Raw genomic sequence first — 16,152 nt, 5'->3', positions numbered from 1 at the left:
TGATGAGTACAATCGTGGGGAACGAAGTAATCGAAAAAGGAAAGCGTGCGAAAGTAGCGAGCTTTACAATGAATACAAAATCAACGGCTGAAAAAAATGAAGCATTGCTAGCCATTGCTGATCAACTGTTAGCAGATCAAGCAATCATTATCGAAGAAAATAAAAAAGATTTACAAGACGGGAAAGAATCAGGTTTACCAACTTCAACACTTGACCGCATTATGTTAAATGAAGAACGGATTCAAGCAATGAGCGATGCCATTCGCCTACTTGTTGATTTACCAGATCCAGTTGGCGAAGTATTAGAAGAGATTACAAAAGAAAACGACTTAAAAATCGTAAAAAAACGCGTACCACTTGGTGTAATTGGGATGATTTATGAAGCGCGTCCAAACGTAACAATTGACGCTGCTACCCTATCGTTAAAGACAGGGAATGCGGTACTGCTTCGTGGTTCTTCATCAGCGAAGTATTCCAATATCGCGCTTGTCGCTTCAATCCATCGTGCATTAGAAAAAGTTGGCTTCCCACAAGATGCTGTCTTACTAATCGAAGACACGTCGCGTGAAACAGCGAAAACATTATTCAACTTAAATGACTACTTAGACGTACTGATTCCACGCGGTGGTAAAGGCTTAATCGATTTAGTTGTACGCGAAGCAAGTGTACCTGTACTAGAAACAGGTGCTGGAAACTGTCACGTATTTGTTGATGCATCAGCTAAATACGACATGACAACAAAAATCATCTTAAATGCTAAAACACAGCGTCCTTCTGTATGTAATGCAGCAGAAAGCTTACTACTACACCAAGACTTCTTTAATGAACACGGTGAAGCACTGTTAGCTACATTATCGGATGCTGGCATTAAAATTTACGGGGATGAAACAGTATGTAGTGCCCTACCAACTGCATTAAAAGCAACAGAAGAACATTATGCTGAAGAATTTTTAGACTTAACATTAAGTGCTAAAGTGGTAGATTCTGTTGAAGAAGCGATTTTACACATTAACAAATATGGGACAAACCATTCAGAAGCAATCGTTACGGAAGATGCAAATAATGCAGCCATGTTCTTAAATTCGATTGATGCAGCGGCTGTGTACCACAATGCCTCGACTCGTTTTACCGACGGCTTTGAGTTTGGTTACGGTGCTGAAATCGGCATTTCAACACAAAAATTACACGCGCGTGGTCCAATGGGCTTACCTGCGTTAACCTCAACAAAATACTACGTGTACGGCGAAGGTCAAACACGCGGATAGCAAAAAAACGTAAGAATCTTAGTCTGCAGATTCTTACGTTTTTCTCTGTTCCTCTACCTTTAGTAAATACGGGAATAGTAGTTGAATGAGTAGTTGCGCTGCGCCTACACTTATCATTACCCAGACTACTTTAAAAATCCATGCAAAAAATTCAATATGTATCAAATGGGCCATATATTTGCCTGGTCCCATTATTAATCCTACCGCCACATACAGTGACAACAAATACAACCACGCGAGCCCCATTTGACGAATGAATGGTAACTTGTTAATCGTTTCTCTATGTTCAATCGATTTAAGCATTATGATCATCGTTACATAGACAAATGAAATGATTGGTCCCAACAATTGACCCCCCTCCTACGAATATAGTTTAACACACCATTTCCCTAAATTACCAAAAGCCTATGTTTCTCTTTACGTGAATTTGTTATATTAATATACATGGGGGGAACAATTTTGAATATCGCAGCAATGATTAAATTAACGATTTCGATGGCTATTTTCGGCTCTATCGGCTTTTTCACGATACATACAGGCATTCCTGCTGTTGAACTTGTCTTTATACGGTGTATTTGTGCCACACTTTTCCTAGGCGGCATGTGGCTTGCTACCGGTGGACATAAAACAGAAAAATGGGCGAAAAAAGAAGTAAGTAAAACGCTTCTTTGTGGCATTTTTATCGTGTTGAATTGGGTATTTTTATTTAAGGCTTTCGAAGAGATGTCCATTTCGATTGCTATATCAATCTATAATTTAGCGCCTATTTTTGTCTTAATATTAGGGGCTGTATTACTTGCTGAGAGAATGACAATTGGGGCTATTTGTGCAACGGTTGTATGCTTTATCGGTAGTATTTTCATCATTGGCATCAACAATTTCACATCACTTGATAGCTTTTTTGGCTCTGGGTTTGTGTGGGCACTTCTTTCGGCCGTTTTTTATGCTTTAACGATGTTTACGAGTAAAACGATTACTGGCTTATCCTCTTATGCCCTAACATTTATCCAAACGATTGTTGGTATTTTTATGTTAGCGCCATTTTGTGACTTCACGCTATTTGATGGGCTAACAACATCAAACTGGCTCTACATTTTAGGAACGGGCTTAATTCATACCGGTTTTGTGTATTACCTATTCTTTGATAGCATCCGCAATCTTTCAACGATTGTCGTGTCAGTACTCGTATTCGTTGACCCGGTTGTCGCGATTTTACTGGACGTCGTACTTTTATCATTCCGTCCAACATTACTACAAGTGTTTGGTATTTTACTAATTTTCGGTGCTATTTTGTATACAATATACCAACCGCAACAAAAGGTCGTTGTAGTAGATCAGCAAACATAATCGCTAGTCATCTTAGGGCATGTCTTATTATCTAGGGCATGCTTTTTTGTTTGAGTAATTTTCTTCGTTTTGCCCGGATAGCTATTGCTTTTGCTCGTTCAGCTAATTGTTTTGCCCGTTTAATTTTTTTATGACCGCAAGCTTCTTCGTTTTGCCCGCTTAGCTATCTGTTTTGCTCGTTCGGAACTTCCCTCGTTCAATTATTATAAATAAAAAGAGCATTGCCACAAAATATAGCAATGTTCTTCCCTATTATCCTTTATTCGTCCTCTTCAACATACTCTAAAATATCACCCGGCTGACAGTTTAGTGCCTTACAAATGGCATTAAGCGTGGAAAAACGGACAGCTTTTACTTTTCCTGTTTTTAAGTTTGATAAGTTGACGATTGAAACGTCTACTTTTTCTGCCAGTTCACTTAGTTGCATTTTTCTATCCGCAAGCATGCGGTCTAATCGAATAATGATGGTCATACGTTCACTTCCTATACTGTGGCATCATATTCTTCTTGTAAAAATGAGCCATATTTAAAGATTCGGCCAATCGTCCAAACTACTAAACCACATAATAGCATACTCCAGTGAATACCGAAAATTTGATAGTTCACCGATTCAATCCAAGCTGTTTGTTCGAACTGCAATTGCAATTGAAATAATGTACTAATCGCATAAATGACATACGCTTGCATCGAATGAATGGTTAAACTTAATACCACAATCATATACCCGATATACGCCATTCGTTTACTATTAGCTACAGAAAATACCTCACCCTTTATGATGCCTTTTAACATATTTTTTACTAAAAACACGATAAAAGTTACCATCGTTATGTTAAATAAACATAGAATGAATATCCATAATACAGTCGATTTATCGTACACGAAGTTTTGAACAGCAGACTGATTCAAGGCTATTTCTAGCCCAGAAATATGAAGCGTAGCAGACAGTTGCCCCTTCTCCATCACATTCATAACACCTTCCGTAGGTATAACCCCTACTACAATACTTAATCCAATAAACACGACCATCGATAAACAGAGCATCACAAATAAAAAAGTAAATAAAACATGTAATCCTTTTATAACCGCTTGAAATTCCTTTTTCTTAATACTTTGTTCCATTTCATCTCTCCCCTTCCTACTCATAGGATACCCTTTAATTTAATTTTTTTCAATAATTATTTAATGTTTATCGTTAAAAAGTTATTGATTTAATTTAAAAACCATTTTATAGTAGCAGTATCCGGATAACTTAAATACAAAGGGGGAGTTTAAGTGGAAAACATACTTTCAATCGAAAATATGTCGAAACATTTCAGAGGGAAACAAGTATTACAAGGTATTTCTTTTTCATTACACTCAGGTGAAATTGTCGGACTACTAGGAGCAAATGGCGCTGGAAAAAGTACATGTATGAAGGTGATTGCAGGGCTTTATAAAGCAACAGAAGGAAAAGTATCTTTATTACACCATGAACCGTTTACTGAATGGGGACATTTATACAATCAAGTAGGTATTTTATTGGAGCCTTCTATTCCGTTACATGTAACAGGTATTGAATTTTTAAAACAAATTGCTTGTCTAAAAAATGATCACACAACTGACCTGCAAGCATTACTTGTGACATGTGGACTGGCACAAGGTGGAGGTAAAAAAGTAAAGCATTATTCATTGGGCATGAAACAGCGGCTCGGATTAGCTGCAGCGCTGATTGGGAACCCGCGCTTTCTTATGCTAGATGAGCCTTTTGTTGGCTTAGATCCGATTGGCATTCGCGATTTACAGCAACTTCTTCAACAATTAGCTGCACAAGGCATTACGATTTTGCTATCTAGCCATCAGTTAGCTGAAATAGAAACTATAACAGAACGAATCCTTTTCTTACATGATGGAAAAGTTTTACACGATATCCCGAATGGACCAAATGTTAATTTAAAAGCATTATTTGAAGAAAATGAGGTGGCACAATGCGTGAAATAAAAGTAGAACTAAGGAAGCAATTTTTACAACCATATTTTTATTTAGCTTGGTTTATTTTCAATGGGATTATGGCTTTTCTCAGCTATCAGTTATGTAATGAAGGGGCTATTGTACGAATTGAAGGTTCAGAAAACGTTACTTATGATGAAATCATGACCTCTATAATTATTTTAGCCCATCAAGTCGGTTTAGTCGCGGTGATCCTTGCCCTATTATGTTGGCAGACATTCGGCAAAGAAACTGATCAGCGCTATATGACTTGTTATGTATTATCCACACGTGACAAATGGACGTATATTTTCGCCAAAGTGGCTGTTGTCACATTTAGCTTTACACTCATTATCATTTGTACAATCGCCACAATGATCGGCATTTACGAATTGTTACAACCCACTCACCTTTCTTTTGCGTTAAACGGAGACACTTGGTCCACAATACTTCAGCATGTAGCTGTCGTTATATTATGTGGCACTATGTTTATTTCTTTAACAGCGGTTATTAGCTTGCGTTTTGGCGTCATCGGCGTGCTATTTACTACAGTTGGTTTAGCCATTGTATCGAGTATTTTCAGTCAAAATCTATATATAAAAGATTTTATTCCACTCAATCTTTTAACGATTTCTGAATCACAATCCTTTTTCCAGCATGCGGGGTTACTTACGCTCTACATTTTCATTTGTTTAGTTGGATTACGCTTCTACACAAAACATAAAGAAATAGCTGTTTAATATACGTTCGCGCACGGAACTACATAACATTCCTGCAGTTCCGTGCATTTTCAACAAACTCAATCACCACTATGTTAAATCCCCCTCCCATGATACGATAGTAAAAAAAGCTAGGAGTATTTATCGTGATTACTATTTGTGTGACAAGTGATGTACATGGTCGCTTAGACCGTTTTGAACAGATAGCAAAAGAAATCGAACATATTCAACCAGACATTCTTATTGATAATGGGGACTTCTTAATCGGAAGCTTAACGACCTATTATTATGACTGGATTCAACCAACCCCTCACCCAATGCTGGCACTTGCGAATAAACTCGGCTATGACGTAGCCATCTTTGGCAATCATGAATTTAATTATCCGATTAGCTCTATTCAGGAGATGCGCAATCAATGTCACTTCTCTTGGATTGCAGGCAATATTGGGGACTTTGCAAAACCTTATATATTAAAATATGTAAAAGGGAAAAAAGTGGCCATCGTTGGCGTTGTTACACATTTTACTCCACTTTGGGATGAGCAGCACTATACACAGGAACTCACATTTTCAAACGCGTATTCAGCGGCACGTTACTGGGTTCATTATGTAAAAGAAATGGAGCAGGCTGATATCGTCATACTGAGCTATCATGGTGGCTTTACACGTGACCCGGAAACGAATTGGTTATACGCAGCGGAGACGGGGGAAAATGAGGCCAACCAAATGCTTACGATCCCCGGGGTTGATGTACTGATTACCGGCCATCAACATTTAGAAATCCACACTATTGTAAATGGGATTCCTGTGCTGCAACCAGGAGCTAACGGGCACTGTTTCGGGATGATTCACTATGACATCGAGGGGCATCAACATCAAGTACAGTTACACTATGTAGAAGATCTATCAGCATCCTATCCAGCACCTATCCGTAACTGGCTCTCCGAAACAATCGGCTATACCGAAGAAGATTTTACATATGAAGGGTACCTTTCATCACAATTACATAACATTCCTTACGTGGATTTACTACATGAAATCCAGCTTTCTACAACGGGCGCTGATCTTTCTGTCGTCGAATTATTTTATCAAGAAACAGGAGGCTTTACTGGGGCTATTACGAACGAAGATATACTAAAAAATTATTCACGTTCGAATACGTTAAAAGTATTGCAGTTAACGGGGGCTGATATTAAAGAGGCACTCGAGCAATGCGCGGCTGTTTTTGCGGTAAATGCACACGACGAAATCGACTTTAGCTTAAATGTCTATCCAAATACGATTCAGCCATATGTGTACGATTTTTGGGGAGGGCTTGACTATGAGCTTTCGATTACTAAACCTGTCGGGGAGCGTGTAACGAAGTTTGCGTATAAAGGGCAACAGGTCACACGAGACATGACATTTAAAGTCGCGATGAATAGCTACCGCGCGACCGGAGCCGAATTTCCAATGTTTCGCGAAAAAACCGTTCTATTTGAAACAACGGAAATCGTTCCTGAAATCACTAGAAACTTCGTCAAACAGCATTCACCGCTTCCACTTTATACACACGGTACATTTCAAGTCACTTACTAAAAAATAACGCCGAGAAGAATAGCCTTCTCCGCGTTATTGTAAAAATCATCTAAAATGCCATCGATTTAAACTTCACTTTCCAGCCGTCATTACGCGCCATTTCCCAAGTAAATAACGCCTCGTCACTCGTATTACTTTTTACGATTAATCGGTTACGCTCTTCATCGAACGTCGATTTTCTTATCATATATGCGTAATAACGAATAAACGGATGTAAATATTGATCCTTGATTTCATTAAAATAATTCACCATATGCTCATACGAAATGCCTTCCGTTAATAAATGAGCGGTTTGATAATCTTCCTGTAGTAATGCATATAGTTGAATTCTCGCTACTTCTTGCGGGGAAGCGTCTGCTAAAATCGCCGCTCCTTCTTGTTTCACCTTTTTATACACTTCTACTTCTGCAGCTGACCACTGCTCATCGACACTAGCAATCGAATAGCCCAGTACTTTGCCTAAAATTTGATCTTTCTGAATATACCCGCGCACCCCCTCACTGAGCCAATTATCTGGATAGACGAATAGTTCATCTTCCCCCATGACACCGTAATCAATCGATCCATGAACTTTATAGTCTATATTCCCTTTGGCTCTAGCCCAGCCATACGGTTCGAGAATCCCCATATCATTAATTATTATCGAACTTTCCTGTACCTTAATTGAAACCTCTTGAGAACTCATATCATTTGTTGCTTGAATCCGAACAACTTCCGGGCCATCTGCGCCTTCAACTAGCACAACATCTGGATAGTTTATCGGATTTTTTGTGTAATAATCTGGATCGATGATAATATCAAACTCCGTATATTCTTCACCATATACATGCATCGTATCTTTCGTATAACGGAGGGTATAGTCATCACCTACGAGCTCATAAACCCTTGGCATCGGTGGCTCCATTGCCACTTCTCTATGGGAATACTGCGTAATACGCTTTTTCTCGCCATCCTTTACAGTATAAACAGGTGTTCCCCGGGAGTTTGCCAACGTCACCCATACATGGTCGCCATCAATAGTATACGTTTTCACTTCCTGATCTCCGACGACTATCGATTCTACATCATCTGCTAAAATACCAGCAAACATAACGTCACTGTCTTGCATATAATCCTCATAATTAATCCTCACCGAGTACGCCTCATCTACTTCCCCTGTTGAAGGGGGACTAACACCACCTGCTAAGCCAAATGTCCATTGTCCATTTTCAAACGTCATATGTTGAATATAATAAACGTCCCCCACCTCTTGCTCATAAATCCCGATAATGATCGCATCATTATTTCGTTCAAATGGGAGCTCAACATGTTCGATATCCACTTCCATATCATTGCGCTGTTCCTTTAAAAAGGTTTCGTATGCTTCAATAGCACTCGCCTTTGTAAAATCATCATTCGACTGGAATCCGTTGATCGCAAAAAATAAGCAAATCACGGCAATGCTTGCAACAATGACTGATGGCACCCAATTTCGTCGCTTTTTCGGCACGGCTTGTATCACCCTCTCTTTTCGCTCGTCTGATAAGCGTAACTGTCCAAAGATTTGCCGTTGCTCGCCTTTAAACTTATTCATGTGAAAGTACCTCCCACTCTGTATCGTCTAGTCGTTTCTTTAACATGCCGCGCGCTCGCCTCAGCCTTGTTTTGACCGTATTTTCCGACACTTCTAAAAGCTCCGCCATGACCGCTGTCGTAAATTCTTCATAATAAAACAGTAGTATGACTTCCCTATACATAACAGGTAATTGCAACACATGCTTTGTCAGTTCGGTTTGTTCAATGGAGGCAATAATCCTCTCTTCAATCCCTTTTTTATTGTCTGGCAGTCGCTTTAATAAAGCTCTCGAAAAAATTTGCTTTTTATTTTTCCAGCTACGTAAATAGTCATGGCATGTATTAATCGTAATACGCGTTAAATATGTTTTAATCGATGCTTCTTCTCGAAACTGATTGGCCGCTTTGAAGTATTTAATAAAGCTCTCTTGTACTAAATCTTCCGCTGTCGCCCAATTTTTGACGTACATATAACTAATCTGTAATAAGTACCCGCTGTATGTATCCATGACATCATTCATTTCTCGATTTGAAAGCATACCCTCACCTCTTTTCTCACCGCTTAGACGGGATGTTTAGACGAATAGTTTCATTATTTTTCAGATGTGTTGATTATAAAGTGAAACTTCCTGTTGCCCTTAACCAATCGGGCTTTTACGGGCAGTTGATCTCCCACCTTTGCTTCTCGATTTTTCTTAAGCCTTGAGGTGGGAGTCTTAATGCCCGTTAATGCGGGATAAAAATATCGGTAGGTAATTAGCGTGATTTTTTAGTGGAATGATTGATAAAAAGCGCTTACTCGTTGCTTGTAGCGGAGGAGACTCGACTCCAGCAGGAGAAAGATCAAAGGCTAAAGTCGCCACGTCCTGTGGCAACGCCTTTGTGAGCAACATCATGTTGCCCCGAGCGGAAAATCCATTTCTTTCGGCAATAGCCGAAAGAAATTAGTTGAAGCCATGCCTGCGGAAAGCGAGTCAGCCGTAGCGGAAATCAACGTATTCTACTGTTCTATTTAACAATAAAAGGTAAATCAACACGCTTAATTATTTTTACTATTATTCAATTCTACTTGATTACATTATTTCATATAGATAGAAAGGCATAATTTCAAGCACAAATGACAAATGTAAATTGACATCTCGTTTATATTTTTTACAATGAATAGTATACATATAGGAGGCGATGGATTTGAAAATTTTCACTGATAGCGGATGTGACCTACCAAAAAGCTTTTATGAAGAACAAAACGTCACACTATTTCCGTTACGTGTCCATCTAAATGGACAAGAATATGATGATGTATACGGAATCGAACCTGCAGAAATTTATAAAGCCATTGCGGCTGGTGCACAGCCTAAAACATCACAAGTGTCTCCCGAAGTGTTTTACAAGGCATTTGAACAAATCGCTCAAAACAATGAAGAAGCCATTTACATTGCCTTTTCTTCACAATTATCAGGTACATGTCAAACAGCGATGATGGTACGAAATGAGTTATTAGAAACATATCCAAACTTAAAATTAGCGATTATCGATACGAAATGTGCTTCGCTAGGGCACGGCTTTGTTGTGAAAGAAGCGGTTAGACTACGGGACGCCGAAAAATCGTTCGATGAAATCGTGACAAGTATTTCTACGTATACCCATTCGGTTGAACATTTATTTACAGTAGCCGATTTAGACTATCTTGCAAAAGGTGGGCGTGTATCTAAAACGAGCGCATTTGTTGGTGGCTTACTGAGCATTAAACCGATTTTAAATGTAGAAGACGGAAAGCTCATTCCATTAGAAAAAATACGGGGTCATAAAAAAGCGATTAATCGTATGATTGACTTGATGGCAGAGCGTGGTGGCGATTTTTCAAATAAAGTCGTTGGCTTATCTCATAGTAACGATGAACAACTGCTAGCAGATGTCAAACGAGTAATTGAAGAACGATTACAGCCAAAGTCCATTGATGTCACAACAATCGGTGCAGTGATCGGTTCACATGTCGGTTTAGGCACGATTGCGATTTTCTTTACTAAAGAATAACAAAAAACAACATCTTCATGTAACGAGCAAAGCAATCATTTAATAAATATAAGAGGATGTTTGAAAAGCGAAACTTTCCAAACATCCTCTTTTCTTATACTTTAAATTTAGCAAGTACCGATTCTAAATAATCCGATTCTGTTGTTAACTGCTGTGATACAGCATTAATCTCTTGTATAATGCCTACCTGCTGTTCAATTGTTGCTGCTACTTTTGCTGCATGCATCGCTGAATCATCGGACTGGCTAGCAATTTCCGAGACAGAATTAGCAATTTCTTCCACTGATGCTGACATTTCTTCTACAAATAATGTCGCTTCTTCCGTTTCTGTCACGATGGCATGAATAGCATGCTCCATTTGCACAAACGTTTCGCCAGCTTGTTTGACTGTCGTAACCCCTGCATTTACCGCTTGTACACTGTTTCCTACGGATGTAGCTACTTGATTCGTTTCATGTTGAATATCATTTGTCAGCTGATGAATTTTGTCGGCTGATGCTTTTGATTGTTCTGCCAGTTTACGCACTTCATCTGCTACAACGGCAAAACCTTTCCCATGCTCACCAGCACGTGCCGCTTCAATAGCGGCATTTAATGCGAGTAAATTCGTTTGATCGGTAATATCCGTAATAAGCTTTGTCATTTGTTGGATTTCATTTGATTGTGCAAGTAATCGTTCAATCAATGTTTCGGTAATATTTGTCGATGATGAAATGTCAGCTATTTGCTTTTCAATGGCATGAATGAATTGAATCCCGTGGTCAGCAAGAGTTTTCATCTGCTGCGTATTCGTATGAATTTTTGCCGTTGATTCTGCCATTTGCTGAATCGCTTGAGCAGTTTCATTCATGGCGTTCGCACTTGTATTAGCACTACCAGCAGATGTTTTCGCATTCGTAGCTAAAATAGCTGTAATCTCCCCAGTTTGCTCAATGAATTGCAATGCTTGATCTGTATTTTGAGCAAGATGTTCACTTGAATCTCCTAACTTAGTTGTATTTTTATTTACCGTTTTAATCATCATTGTAAGCGATTGTTTCATTTGATTAAATGCATCTGCCAATTCCCTTGTTTCATCAGATGTTTTTACTTGTACATCTTCTTTTGTTAAATCACCTGCTGCAATCGTTAGCACTGCACTTTTTAATTTTTGAATCGGTGTGCTAATCACTTTACTCATAATAAAGGCAATAACGAATGAGATGATTACACTGAATGACACTAATATAATTGTCATAACAATAGCCATTTTAGCATCACGTTTTGCAGCACTACTAAATGATGCAAATTGCTCTTCATAATAAACAATAACCTTATTAATATTATTGGAAAGGTTTTGATTTGGTGGGCGAACCTCATTATTAATGGTCATCTTGGCATCATCATCTTGAAATTTCTTTGTTTGTTCTATCGTTTTATCAACCGCTTCATTAAATTGCTGTTCTTGTTCGACAATTTTTGTAACGGCTTCTGTCAATTCTGGATGTTGAATGGATGAGATGCGTCCCAAATGTTCTACCATTTCAGCTCGTGCATCATCCAGCTCATTAAGCACACTTAAATCACCAGACAGCGCAAACTGTCGGACTAGCATTCCCTGGGTGCTAAAATTTGTCTTCATCTCATTCGCTAGCAATAGCATGGATTGCTGTTCATCGATAATGTTTTCATAATTCGAATTGACCCGCTGGATTTGTATTAAATTTACGATTGAAACGAGCATAACAACGACCATTATTCCGCTAAATGCGAAAATCAACTTTTTCCTAATTGACATAGTAAATACCTCATATGGAAGTTTTTACTTAAATTATAAACGAAAGTCCCCCATAAGGGAAATGTAAATGACTTAAGAACACTTAATTCACAACAAATTATACAATCGTCAAAATGAAAGAGTGCAGACAAAATCTCATTTCATTTTGTCTACACTCTAAGCTGTCTATATTCATCTCATCATGAAAAACTTATAACCGCGCATCCGTCATTTGCTTCCAAACAGAACCTTTTGCTTCCTCGCCTTGCTGGATACGAGCAATAGCCATTTTCACTTGTAATTTCACTTCAAACTCCGCATCATTTTCCGCTTCCTGTAGCGCTGGTAAACAAGCTTCCGTTCCACTTTCGTATAAATACATCGCTGCACGCCAACGAACTAATTTATTTTTATCTTGTAATGCTTCGATCATTGCTGGTTCAAACTCTTCTAAACCAAGATCACTCATACAATCACCTGCTGTACGGCGAACGGCTGCACTTTTATCTTGTAGTGCTTTCGTCAAAGCTGGAACTACCGCTACATCTTCAATCATTCCAAGATATACGGTAGCTAAGCGGCGAATCGCCATTTGCTCGTCCTCTAAAGCGAGCGTTAATAACGGGATATCTTCCACCTCTGGGTCTGACATTTGGTCCAACAACTGGAAACGCTGTTGCCAATCAGCCTGTGATGTAAATAACTCTACCGTCACTTGTTGTTTTTCTTGTGATTGTACTTTTTGGCTTGTGTTCGTCGCTTCCACAATCGATTTTACACGCTCTTCTGGATAAGTCGCATTTACTTCCTGTAAAACCGCTTGTGCAATGTCTTCTTTTTCCCCATAGCGAACACCGTAATCTATCCATTTACGTTGATAAATATAGTTTTCATCTGCTGGTTTTACATTGATCGCATGAAACGCTTCTGTAAAACGCTCGCCTGTTGAAATACGGCTTTCTGACTCATTATCAAACACTTTAATTTGAAGCGGAATCCCTTTATATACTTGGACATGTACGTATACTTCACCAAAATGATCGTTTACTGTTGCACCTGTTTCAGTATTTACATCGGTCTCCCCTAACGCTACACGTATACCCGATAAAATCTGTTCCCATGCAAATTTTGCATTTCGTTCGACGGCTAGGAAATTAGAAACATGGTAAACACCTTTTACACCTTCTACTTGAAAAATAGCTTGGATTTCGGCAGGTGCCTCTGCGCTTGTTTCTTTTGTATAGTTATAGCTTTTGCCAAAAGGTAAATCTTGATCAATGACAATTTTCATGGAATTAGGACTTGGTGTTGGTTCAATCGTGATAATTTTCATCTTGCTCTCTCCTTATCCGTTGACGATTTCTTCTAAGTAGCTCCAACGTTCAATTAAATATTCATAACGAGCGTTTAATTCATCCAGTTTTGCTGTTAGTTCTTGCAATTTCGTAAAGTCCGCGCCTGCTGTAGAAATGCCTTCTTCCGTTTGCATAATTTCTTCTTCTACATTGGCGATTGTATCCGCAATCGTTTCCCATTCTTTTTGCTCTTTAAAGCTTAACTTTTTCTTCTCTTGTTTTGGCTTTTCTTGCTTCGGTTTTTCTTGCTTCATTTCTTTTACTTCAAACTTGTCTTGCTCCGCTTTTTTCATTAAATAGTCTGTGTAAACATCGAGGCTTTCTTCAACATGGCCTTTCCCGTCTAAAATCCATAGCTTTTTCGCAATACGATCTAGGAAGAAACGGTCGTGGGAAATCGTTATCACAACACCTGGGAAATGCTCGATAAAGTCTTCTAATACACCGAGTGTTTCAATATCTAAATCGTTTGTTGGCTCGTCTAGGAGTAGTACGTTCGGCTGCTCCATTAACAGACGAAGTAAATGAAGGCGTTTGCGTTCACCGCCTGATAATTTGCTAATAGGTGTACCATGTGTATGTAGCGGGAATAAAAAGCGCTCTAGCATTTGTGCTGCTGAATAGCGTACGCCCTCTGCATCGGTAATATCATTCGATGCCTCGCGGATGTATTCAATCATGCGCTCGTTTTCATTCATTTTAGGGAGCACCTGTTTGAAGTGTAACCGTTTTACTGTAGACCCAACGAATACTTCACCTACATCTGGTTCTAGCTCACCCGCTAAAATATTTAGCAGCGTGGATTTTCCATATCCGTTTGCACCAATAATCCCAATACGGTCCCCTTGCTGTAAAAGGAAGCTAAAATCTTTTAAAATAACACGCTCGCCAAACGCCTTTGAAATGTTTTCAGCTTCTAACACTTTGCGCCCTAAGCGTGTTGTAGCAAGTGCCATTTCTAAATTCGCATCATCATTGGAACGATCGATTGATTTATCCAACTCTTCAAAGCGTTGAATACGTGCTTTTTGTTTCGTTGTACGTGCTTTTGCACCACGACGAATCCATTTTAACTCGGAACGATAACGATTCTGCAGTTTCGCTTGTGTTGCTGCATTCATTTCCTCCCGAATAGCACGTGCTTCTAAATAGTCTGCATAATTTCCTATATGACGATACAATGTTTGGTCTGCAAGCTCATAAATATGTGTCGCGATCTCATCTAAAAAGTAACGGTCGTGGGTAATGAAAATAACCGCACCTTTTAGACGAGACACCATTTCTTGTAACCATTCCGTTGACTCAATGTCTAAATGGTTCGTGGGCTCGTCCAATAAATACAAGTCTGCGGGCTCAATTAATACCTTCGCTAAAGCAACTCGTTTTTGTTGCCCACCGGATAATTTAATTACCTCTGAATCGAACATATCAATCCCTAACTTAGTTAGTGCCTGTTTTGCTAAAGCATTGACATCCCATGCTTGTTCAGCATCCATTTTTTGTTGTAAAGTGAATAGCTTATTTTGCAAGCTTTCTGATTGTGGGTTTTGACTAAGCGCAACGACCGCTTCCTCGTATTCTCGGTTTAATTGAAGTGTCGGTGCATCCCCACTAAATACCGCCTGCAGTACCGTCTCTCCCGCTTTAAACACCGGATCCTGTTCTAAATAGGCAATTCGATATTTATTCGGATGATCGAGTGTCATCGAATCGGCATCTTGCACACCTGCTAAAATCGATAATAACGTCGATTTACCTGTCCCATTAATTCCGATTAACCCCGCACGGTCCCCTTCTGTAATCGTAAATTCAATATTTTTAAATAGCGTTTTATCGCCTACTGTTTTCGTTAAATGATTAACAATTAAATGACTCATACAATCCCGTCTCTTTCATTTTTTAACTGCTCTAAAAAGGATACCATAAATGCATGGCGCTCTTCAGCCATTTGCTTCCCTTTTGCTGTGACCATTAAGTCTTTCAATAATAGTAGCTTCTCATAAAAATGTGTAACAGATGCTGTCGATTTCGTACGATACTCTTCAACAGACATATTTGTACGAGCTTCTTCTGCATCGTCGTACAGCTTGCGCCCTTTTGCTCCACCATATGCAAATGTTCGTGCAATCCCAATAGCACCGATTGCATCTAAACGGTCCGCATCACGCACAATCTTTGCCTCAATTGTTTTTGCCTCTAATTCATTGCCACCGTTAAATGATACGGAAGCAATAATATCCCGAATATCAACACGTTGCTCTTCTGTTAAATCGAGTTCATTTAAAATTCGCTCTTCGGCTTCTTTCGTTTCCGTATATTTCGCATCGCTGACATCATGTAACAGCACGGCTAAACGCACTAATTCACCATTTGCACTAGGCTCTGTCGTAAGAATCATCTCTGCATTTTTATACACACGCTCAATATGTTGAAAATCATGACTCGCATCCATTTTTTCATAAATACTTTTAACTAATGTCATGCACTTTAAAATATTATCCATTTTACTGCGACCACCTTTTTGTTGAATTTACTGTTTATGAATAAAAATGAAAATATTCCAAAAAATACATGTTA

At 39.0% G+C, this 16,152-nt stretch carries 15 protein-coding genes; 6 read left to right on the top strand and 9 right to left on the bottom strand.

Annotated features, from left to right (window positions below; genetic code table 11):
* Nucleotides 1-2: 2 nt before the first annotated feature.
* Nucleotides 3-1,265, top strand: a complete 1,263-nt coding sequence (locus ACQQ2I_RS07900) for a glutamate-5-semialdehyde dehydrogenase (protein WP_431029983.1) — start codon at nucleotides 3-5, stop codon at nucleotides 1,263-1,265.
* 33 nt (nucleotides 1,266-1,298) lie between these two features.
* On the opposite strand, the gene ACQQ2I_RS07895 is transcribed toward ACQQ2I_RS07900, so the two are convergent.
* Nucleotides 1,299-1,610 (bottom strand): hypothetical protein, encoded by a 312-nt coding sequence (locus ACQQ2I_RS07895; protein WP_431029982.1) that lies wholly within the window; start codon nucleotides 1,608-1,610, stop codon nucleotides 1,299-1,301.
* 99 nt (nucleotides 1,611-1,709) lie between these two features.
* On the opposite strand from ACQQ2I_RS07895, the gene ACQQ2I_RS07890 reads away from it, so the two are divergent.
* Complete coding sequence (locus tag ACQQ2I_RS07890; RefSeq protein WP_431029981.1) at nucleotides 1,710-2,612, top strand: DMT family transporter; 903 nt, start codon at nucleotides 1,710-1,712, stop codon at nucleotides 2,610-2,612.
* A 259-nt stretch (nucleotides 2,613-2,871) separates the two neighbouring features.
* On the opposite strand, the gene ACQQ2I_RS07885 is transcribed toward ACQQ2I_RS07890, so the two are convergent.
* On the bottom strand, nucleotides 2,872-3,084 hold the full coding sequence (locus ACQQ2I_RS07885) for a helix-turn-helix domain-containing protein (protein WP_391370304.1): 213 nt from the start codon (nucleotides 3,082-3,084) through the stop codon (nucleotides 2,872-2,874).
* A gap of 11 nt (nucleotides 3,085-3,095) precedes the next feature.
* Nucleotides 3,096-3,734 carry a DUF2975 domain-containing protein gene (locus tag ACQQ2I_RS07880; protein WP_431029980.1) on the bottom strand — a complete coding sequence of 213 codons (639 nt, stop codon included), beginning with the start codon at nucleotides 3,732-3,734 and terminating at the stop codon, nucleotides 3,096-3,098.
* A 153-nt stretch (nucleotides 3,735-3,887) separates the two neighbouring features.
* On the opposite strand from ACQQ2I_RS07880, the gene ACQQ2I_RS07875 reads away from it, so the two are divergent.
* The 3 genes from ACQQ2I_RS07875 to ACQQ2I_RS07865 all read left to right on the top strand — a co-directional run bounded on the left by ACQQ2I_RS07875 (nucleotide 3,888) and on the right by ACQQ2I_RS07865 (nucleotide 6,876).
* On the top strand, nucleotides 3,888-4,592 hold the full coding sequence (locus tag ACQQ2I_RS07875) for an ABC transporter ATP-binding protein (protein WP_431029979.1): 705 nt from the start codon (nucleotides 3,888-3,890) through the stop codon (nucleotides 4,590-4,592).
* Nucleotides 4,580-5,320 carry a hypothetical protein gene (locus ACQQ2I_RS07870; RefSeq protein ID WP_431029978.1) on the top strand — a complete coding sequence of 247 codons (741 nt, stop codon included), beginning with the start codon at nucleotides 4,580-4,582 and terminating at the stop codon, nucleotides 5,318-5,320. Before ACQQ2I_RS07875 ends, ACQQ2I_RS07870 begins: the two co-directional genes overlap by 13 nt.
* A gap of 125 nt (nucleotides 5,321-5,445) precedes the next feature.
* Nucleotides 5,446-6,876 (top strand): bifunctional metallophosphatase/5'-nucleotidase, encoded by a 1,431-nt coding sequence (locus ACQQ2I_RS07865; protein WP_431029977.1) that lies wholly within the window; start codon nucleotides 5,446-5,448, stop codon nucleotides 6,874-6,876.
* Between the two features lie 49 nt (nucleotides 6,877-6,925).
* On the opposite strand, the gene ACQQ2I_RS07860 is transcribed toward ACQQ2I_RS07865, so the two are convergent.
* Nucleotides 6,926-8,449, bottom strand: coding sequence for a hypothetical protein (locus ACQQ2I_RS07860; RefSeq protein WP_431029976.1), 1,524 nt, complete (start codon nucleotides 8,447-8,449; stop codon nucleotides 6,926-6,928).
* Entirely contained in the window at nucleotides 8,442-8,969 is a 528-nt protein-coding gene (locus tag ACQQ2I_RS07855; protein WP_431029975.1) for a sigma-70 family RNA polymerase sigma factor, read from the bottom strand. Before ACQQ2I_RS07855 ends, ACQQ2I_RS07860 begins: the two co-directional genes overlap by 8 nt.
* A 649-nt stretch (nucleotides 8,970-9,618) precedes the next feature.
* Between ACQQ2I_RS07855 and ACQQ2I_RS07850 the strand changes: the two genes are divergently transcribed.
* Nucleotides 9,619-10,464 (top strand): DegV family protein, encoded by an 846-nt coding sequence (locus tag ACQQ2I_RS07850; RefSeq protein ID WP_431029974.1) that lies wholly within the window; start codon nucleotides 9,619-9,621, stop codon nucleotides 10,462-10,464.
* A gap of 94 nt (nucleotides 10,465-10,558) precedes the next feature.
* Here the strand turns inward: ACQQ2I_RS07850 and ACQQ2I_RS07845 are convergent, their stop codons facing one another.
* From ACQQ2I_RS07845 to ACQQ2I_RS07830, 4 genes are all read right to left on the bottom strand, one after another.
* Nucleotides 10,559-12,241, bottom strand: a complete 1,683-nt coding sequence (locus ACQQ2I_RS07845; RefSeq protein WP_431029973.1) for a methyl-accepting chemotaxis protein — start codon at nucleotides 12,239-12,241, stop codon at nucleotides 10,559-10,561.
* A gap of 190 nt (nucleotides 12,242-12,431) precedes the next feature.
* Nucleotides 12,432-13,553, bottom strand: coding sequence for a conserved virulence factor C family protein (locus tag ACQQ2I_RS07840; protein ID WP_431029972.1), 1,122 nt, complete (start codon nucleotides 13,551-13,553; stop codon nucleotides 12,432-12,434).
* 12 nt (nucleotides 13,554-13,565) lie between these two features.
* Nucleotides 13,566-15,452, bottom strand: a complete 1,887-nt coding sequence (locus ACQQ2I_RS07835) for an ABC-F family ATP-binding cassette domain-containing protein (RefSeq protein ID WP_431029971.1) — start codon at nucleotides 15,450-15,452, stop codon at nucleotides 13,566-13,568.
* Entirely contained in the window at nucleotides 15,449-16,078 is a 630-nt protein-coding gene (locus ACQQ2I_RS07830; protein ID WP_431029970.1) for an HD domain-containing protein, read from the bottom strand. Before ACQQ2I_RS07830 ends, ACQQ2I_RS07835 begins: the two co-directional genes overlap by 4 nt.
* Between the last annotated feature and the right edge of the window lie 74 nt (nucleotides 16,079-16,152).

The organism is Lysinibacillus sp. LZ02 (assembly GCF_050613145.1).
GTDB lineage: Bacteria > Bacillota > Bacilli > Bacillales_A > Planococcaceae > Lysinibacillus_B.
The sequence above is the reverse complement of the archived record's forward strand: the minus strand, read 5'-3'. Positions and strand labels throughout refer to the sequence as shown.

What these genes read in the sequence shown, in the direction of transcription:
- ACQQ2I_RS07860 (WP_431029976.1), bottom strand. Translation starts at nt 8,449, where the DNA reads ATGAATAAGTTTAAAGGCGAGCAACGGCAAATCTTTGGACAGTTACGC.
- ACQQ2I_RS07900 (WP_431029983.1), top strand. Translation starts at nt 3, where the DNA reads ATGAGTACAATCGTGGGGAACGAAGTAATCGAAAAAGGAAAGCGTGCG.
- ACQQ2I_RS07880 (WP_431029980.1), bottom strand. Translation starts at nt 3,734, where the DNA reads ATGGAACAAAGTATTAAGAAAAAGGAATTTCAAGCGGTTATAAAAGGA.
- ACQQ2I_RS07870 (WP_431029978.1), top strand. Translation starts at nt 4,580, where the DNA reads ATGCGTGAAATAAAAGTAGAACTAAGGAAGCAATTTTTACAACCATAT.
- ACQQ2I_RS07830 (WP_431029970.1), bottom strand. Translation starts at nt 16,078, where the DNA reads ATGGATAATATTTTAAAGTGCATGACATTAGTTAAAAGTATTTATGAA.
- ACQQ2I_RS07885 (WP_391370304.1), bottom strand. Translation starts at nt 3,084, where the DNA reads ATGACCATCATTATTCGATTAGACCGCATGCTTGCGGATAGAAAAATG.
- ACQQ2I_RS07855 (WP_431029975.1), bottom strand. Translation starts at nt 8,969, where the DNA reads ATGCTTTCAAATCGAGAAATGAATGATGTCATGGATACATACAGCGGG.
- ACQQ2I_RS07835 (WP_431029971.1), bottom strand. Translation starts at nt 15,452, where the DNA reads ATGAGTCATTTAATTGTTAATCATTTAACGAAAACAGTAGGCGATAAA.
- ACQQ2I_RS07840 (WP_431029972.1), bottom strand. Translation starts at nt 13,553, where the DNA reads ATGAAAATTATCACGATTGAACCAACACCAAGTCCTAATTCCATGAAA.
- ACQQ2I_RS07845 (WP_431029973.1), bottom strand. Translation starts at nt 12,241, where the DNA reads ATGTCAATTAGGAAAAAGTTGATTTTCGCATTTAGCGGAATAATGGTC.
- ACQQ2I_RS07890 (WP_431029981.1), top strand. Translation starts at nt 1,710, where the DNA reads ATGGGGGGAACAATTTTGAATATCGCAGCAATGATTAAATTAACGATT.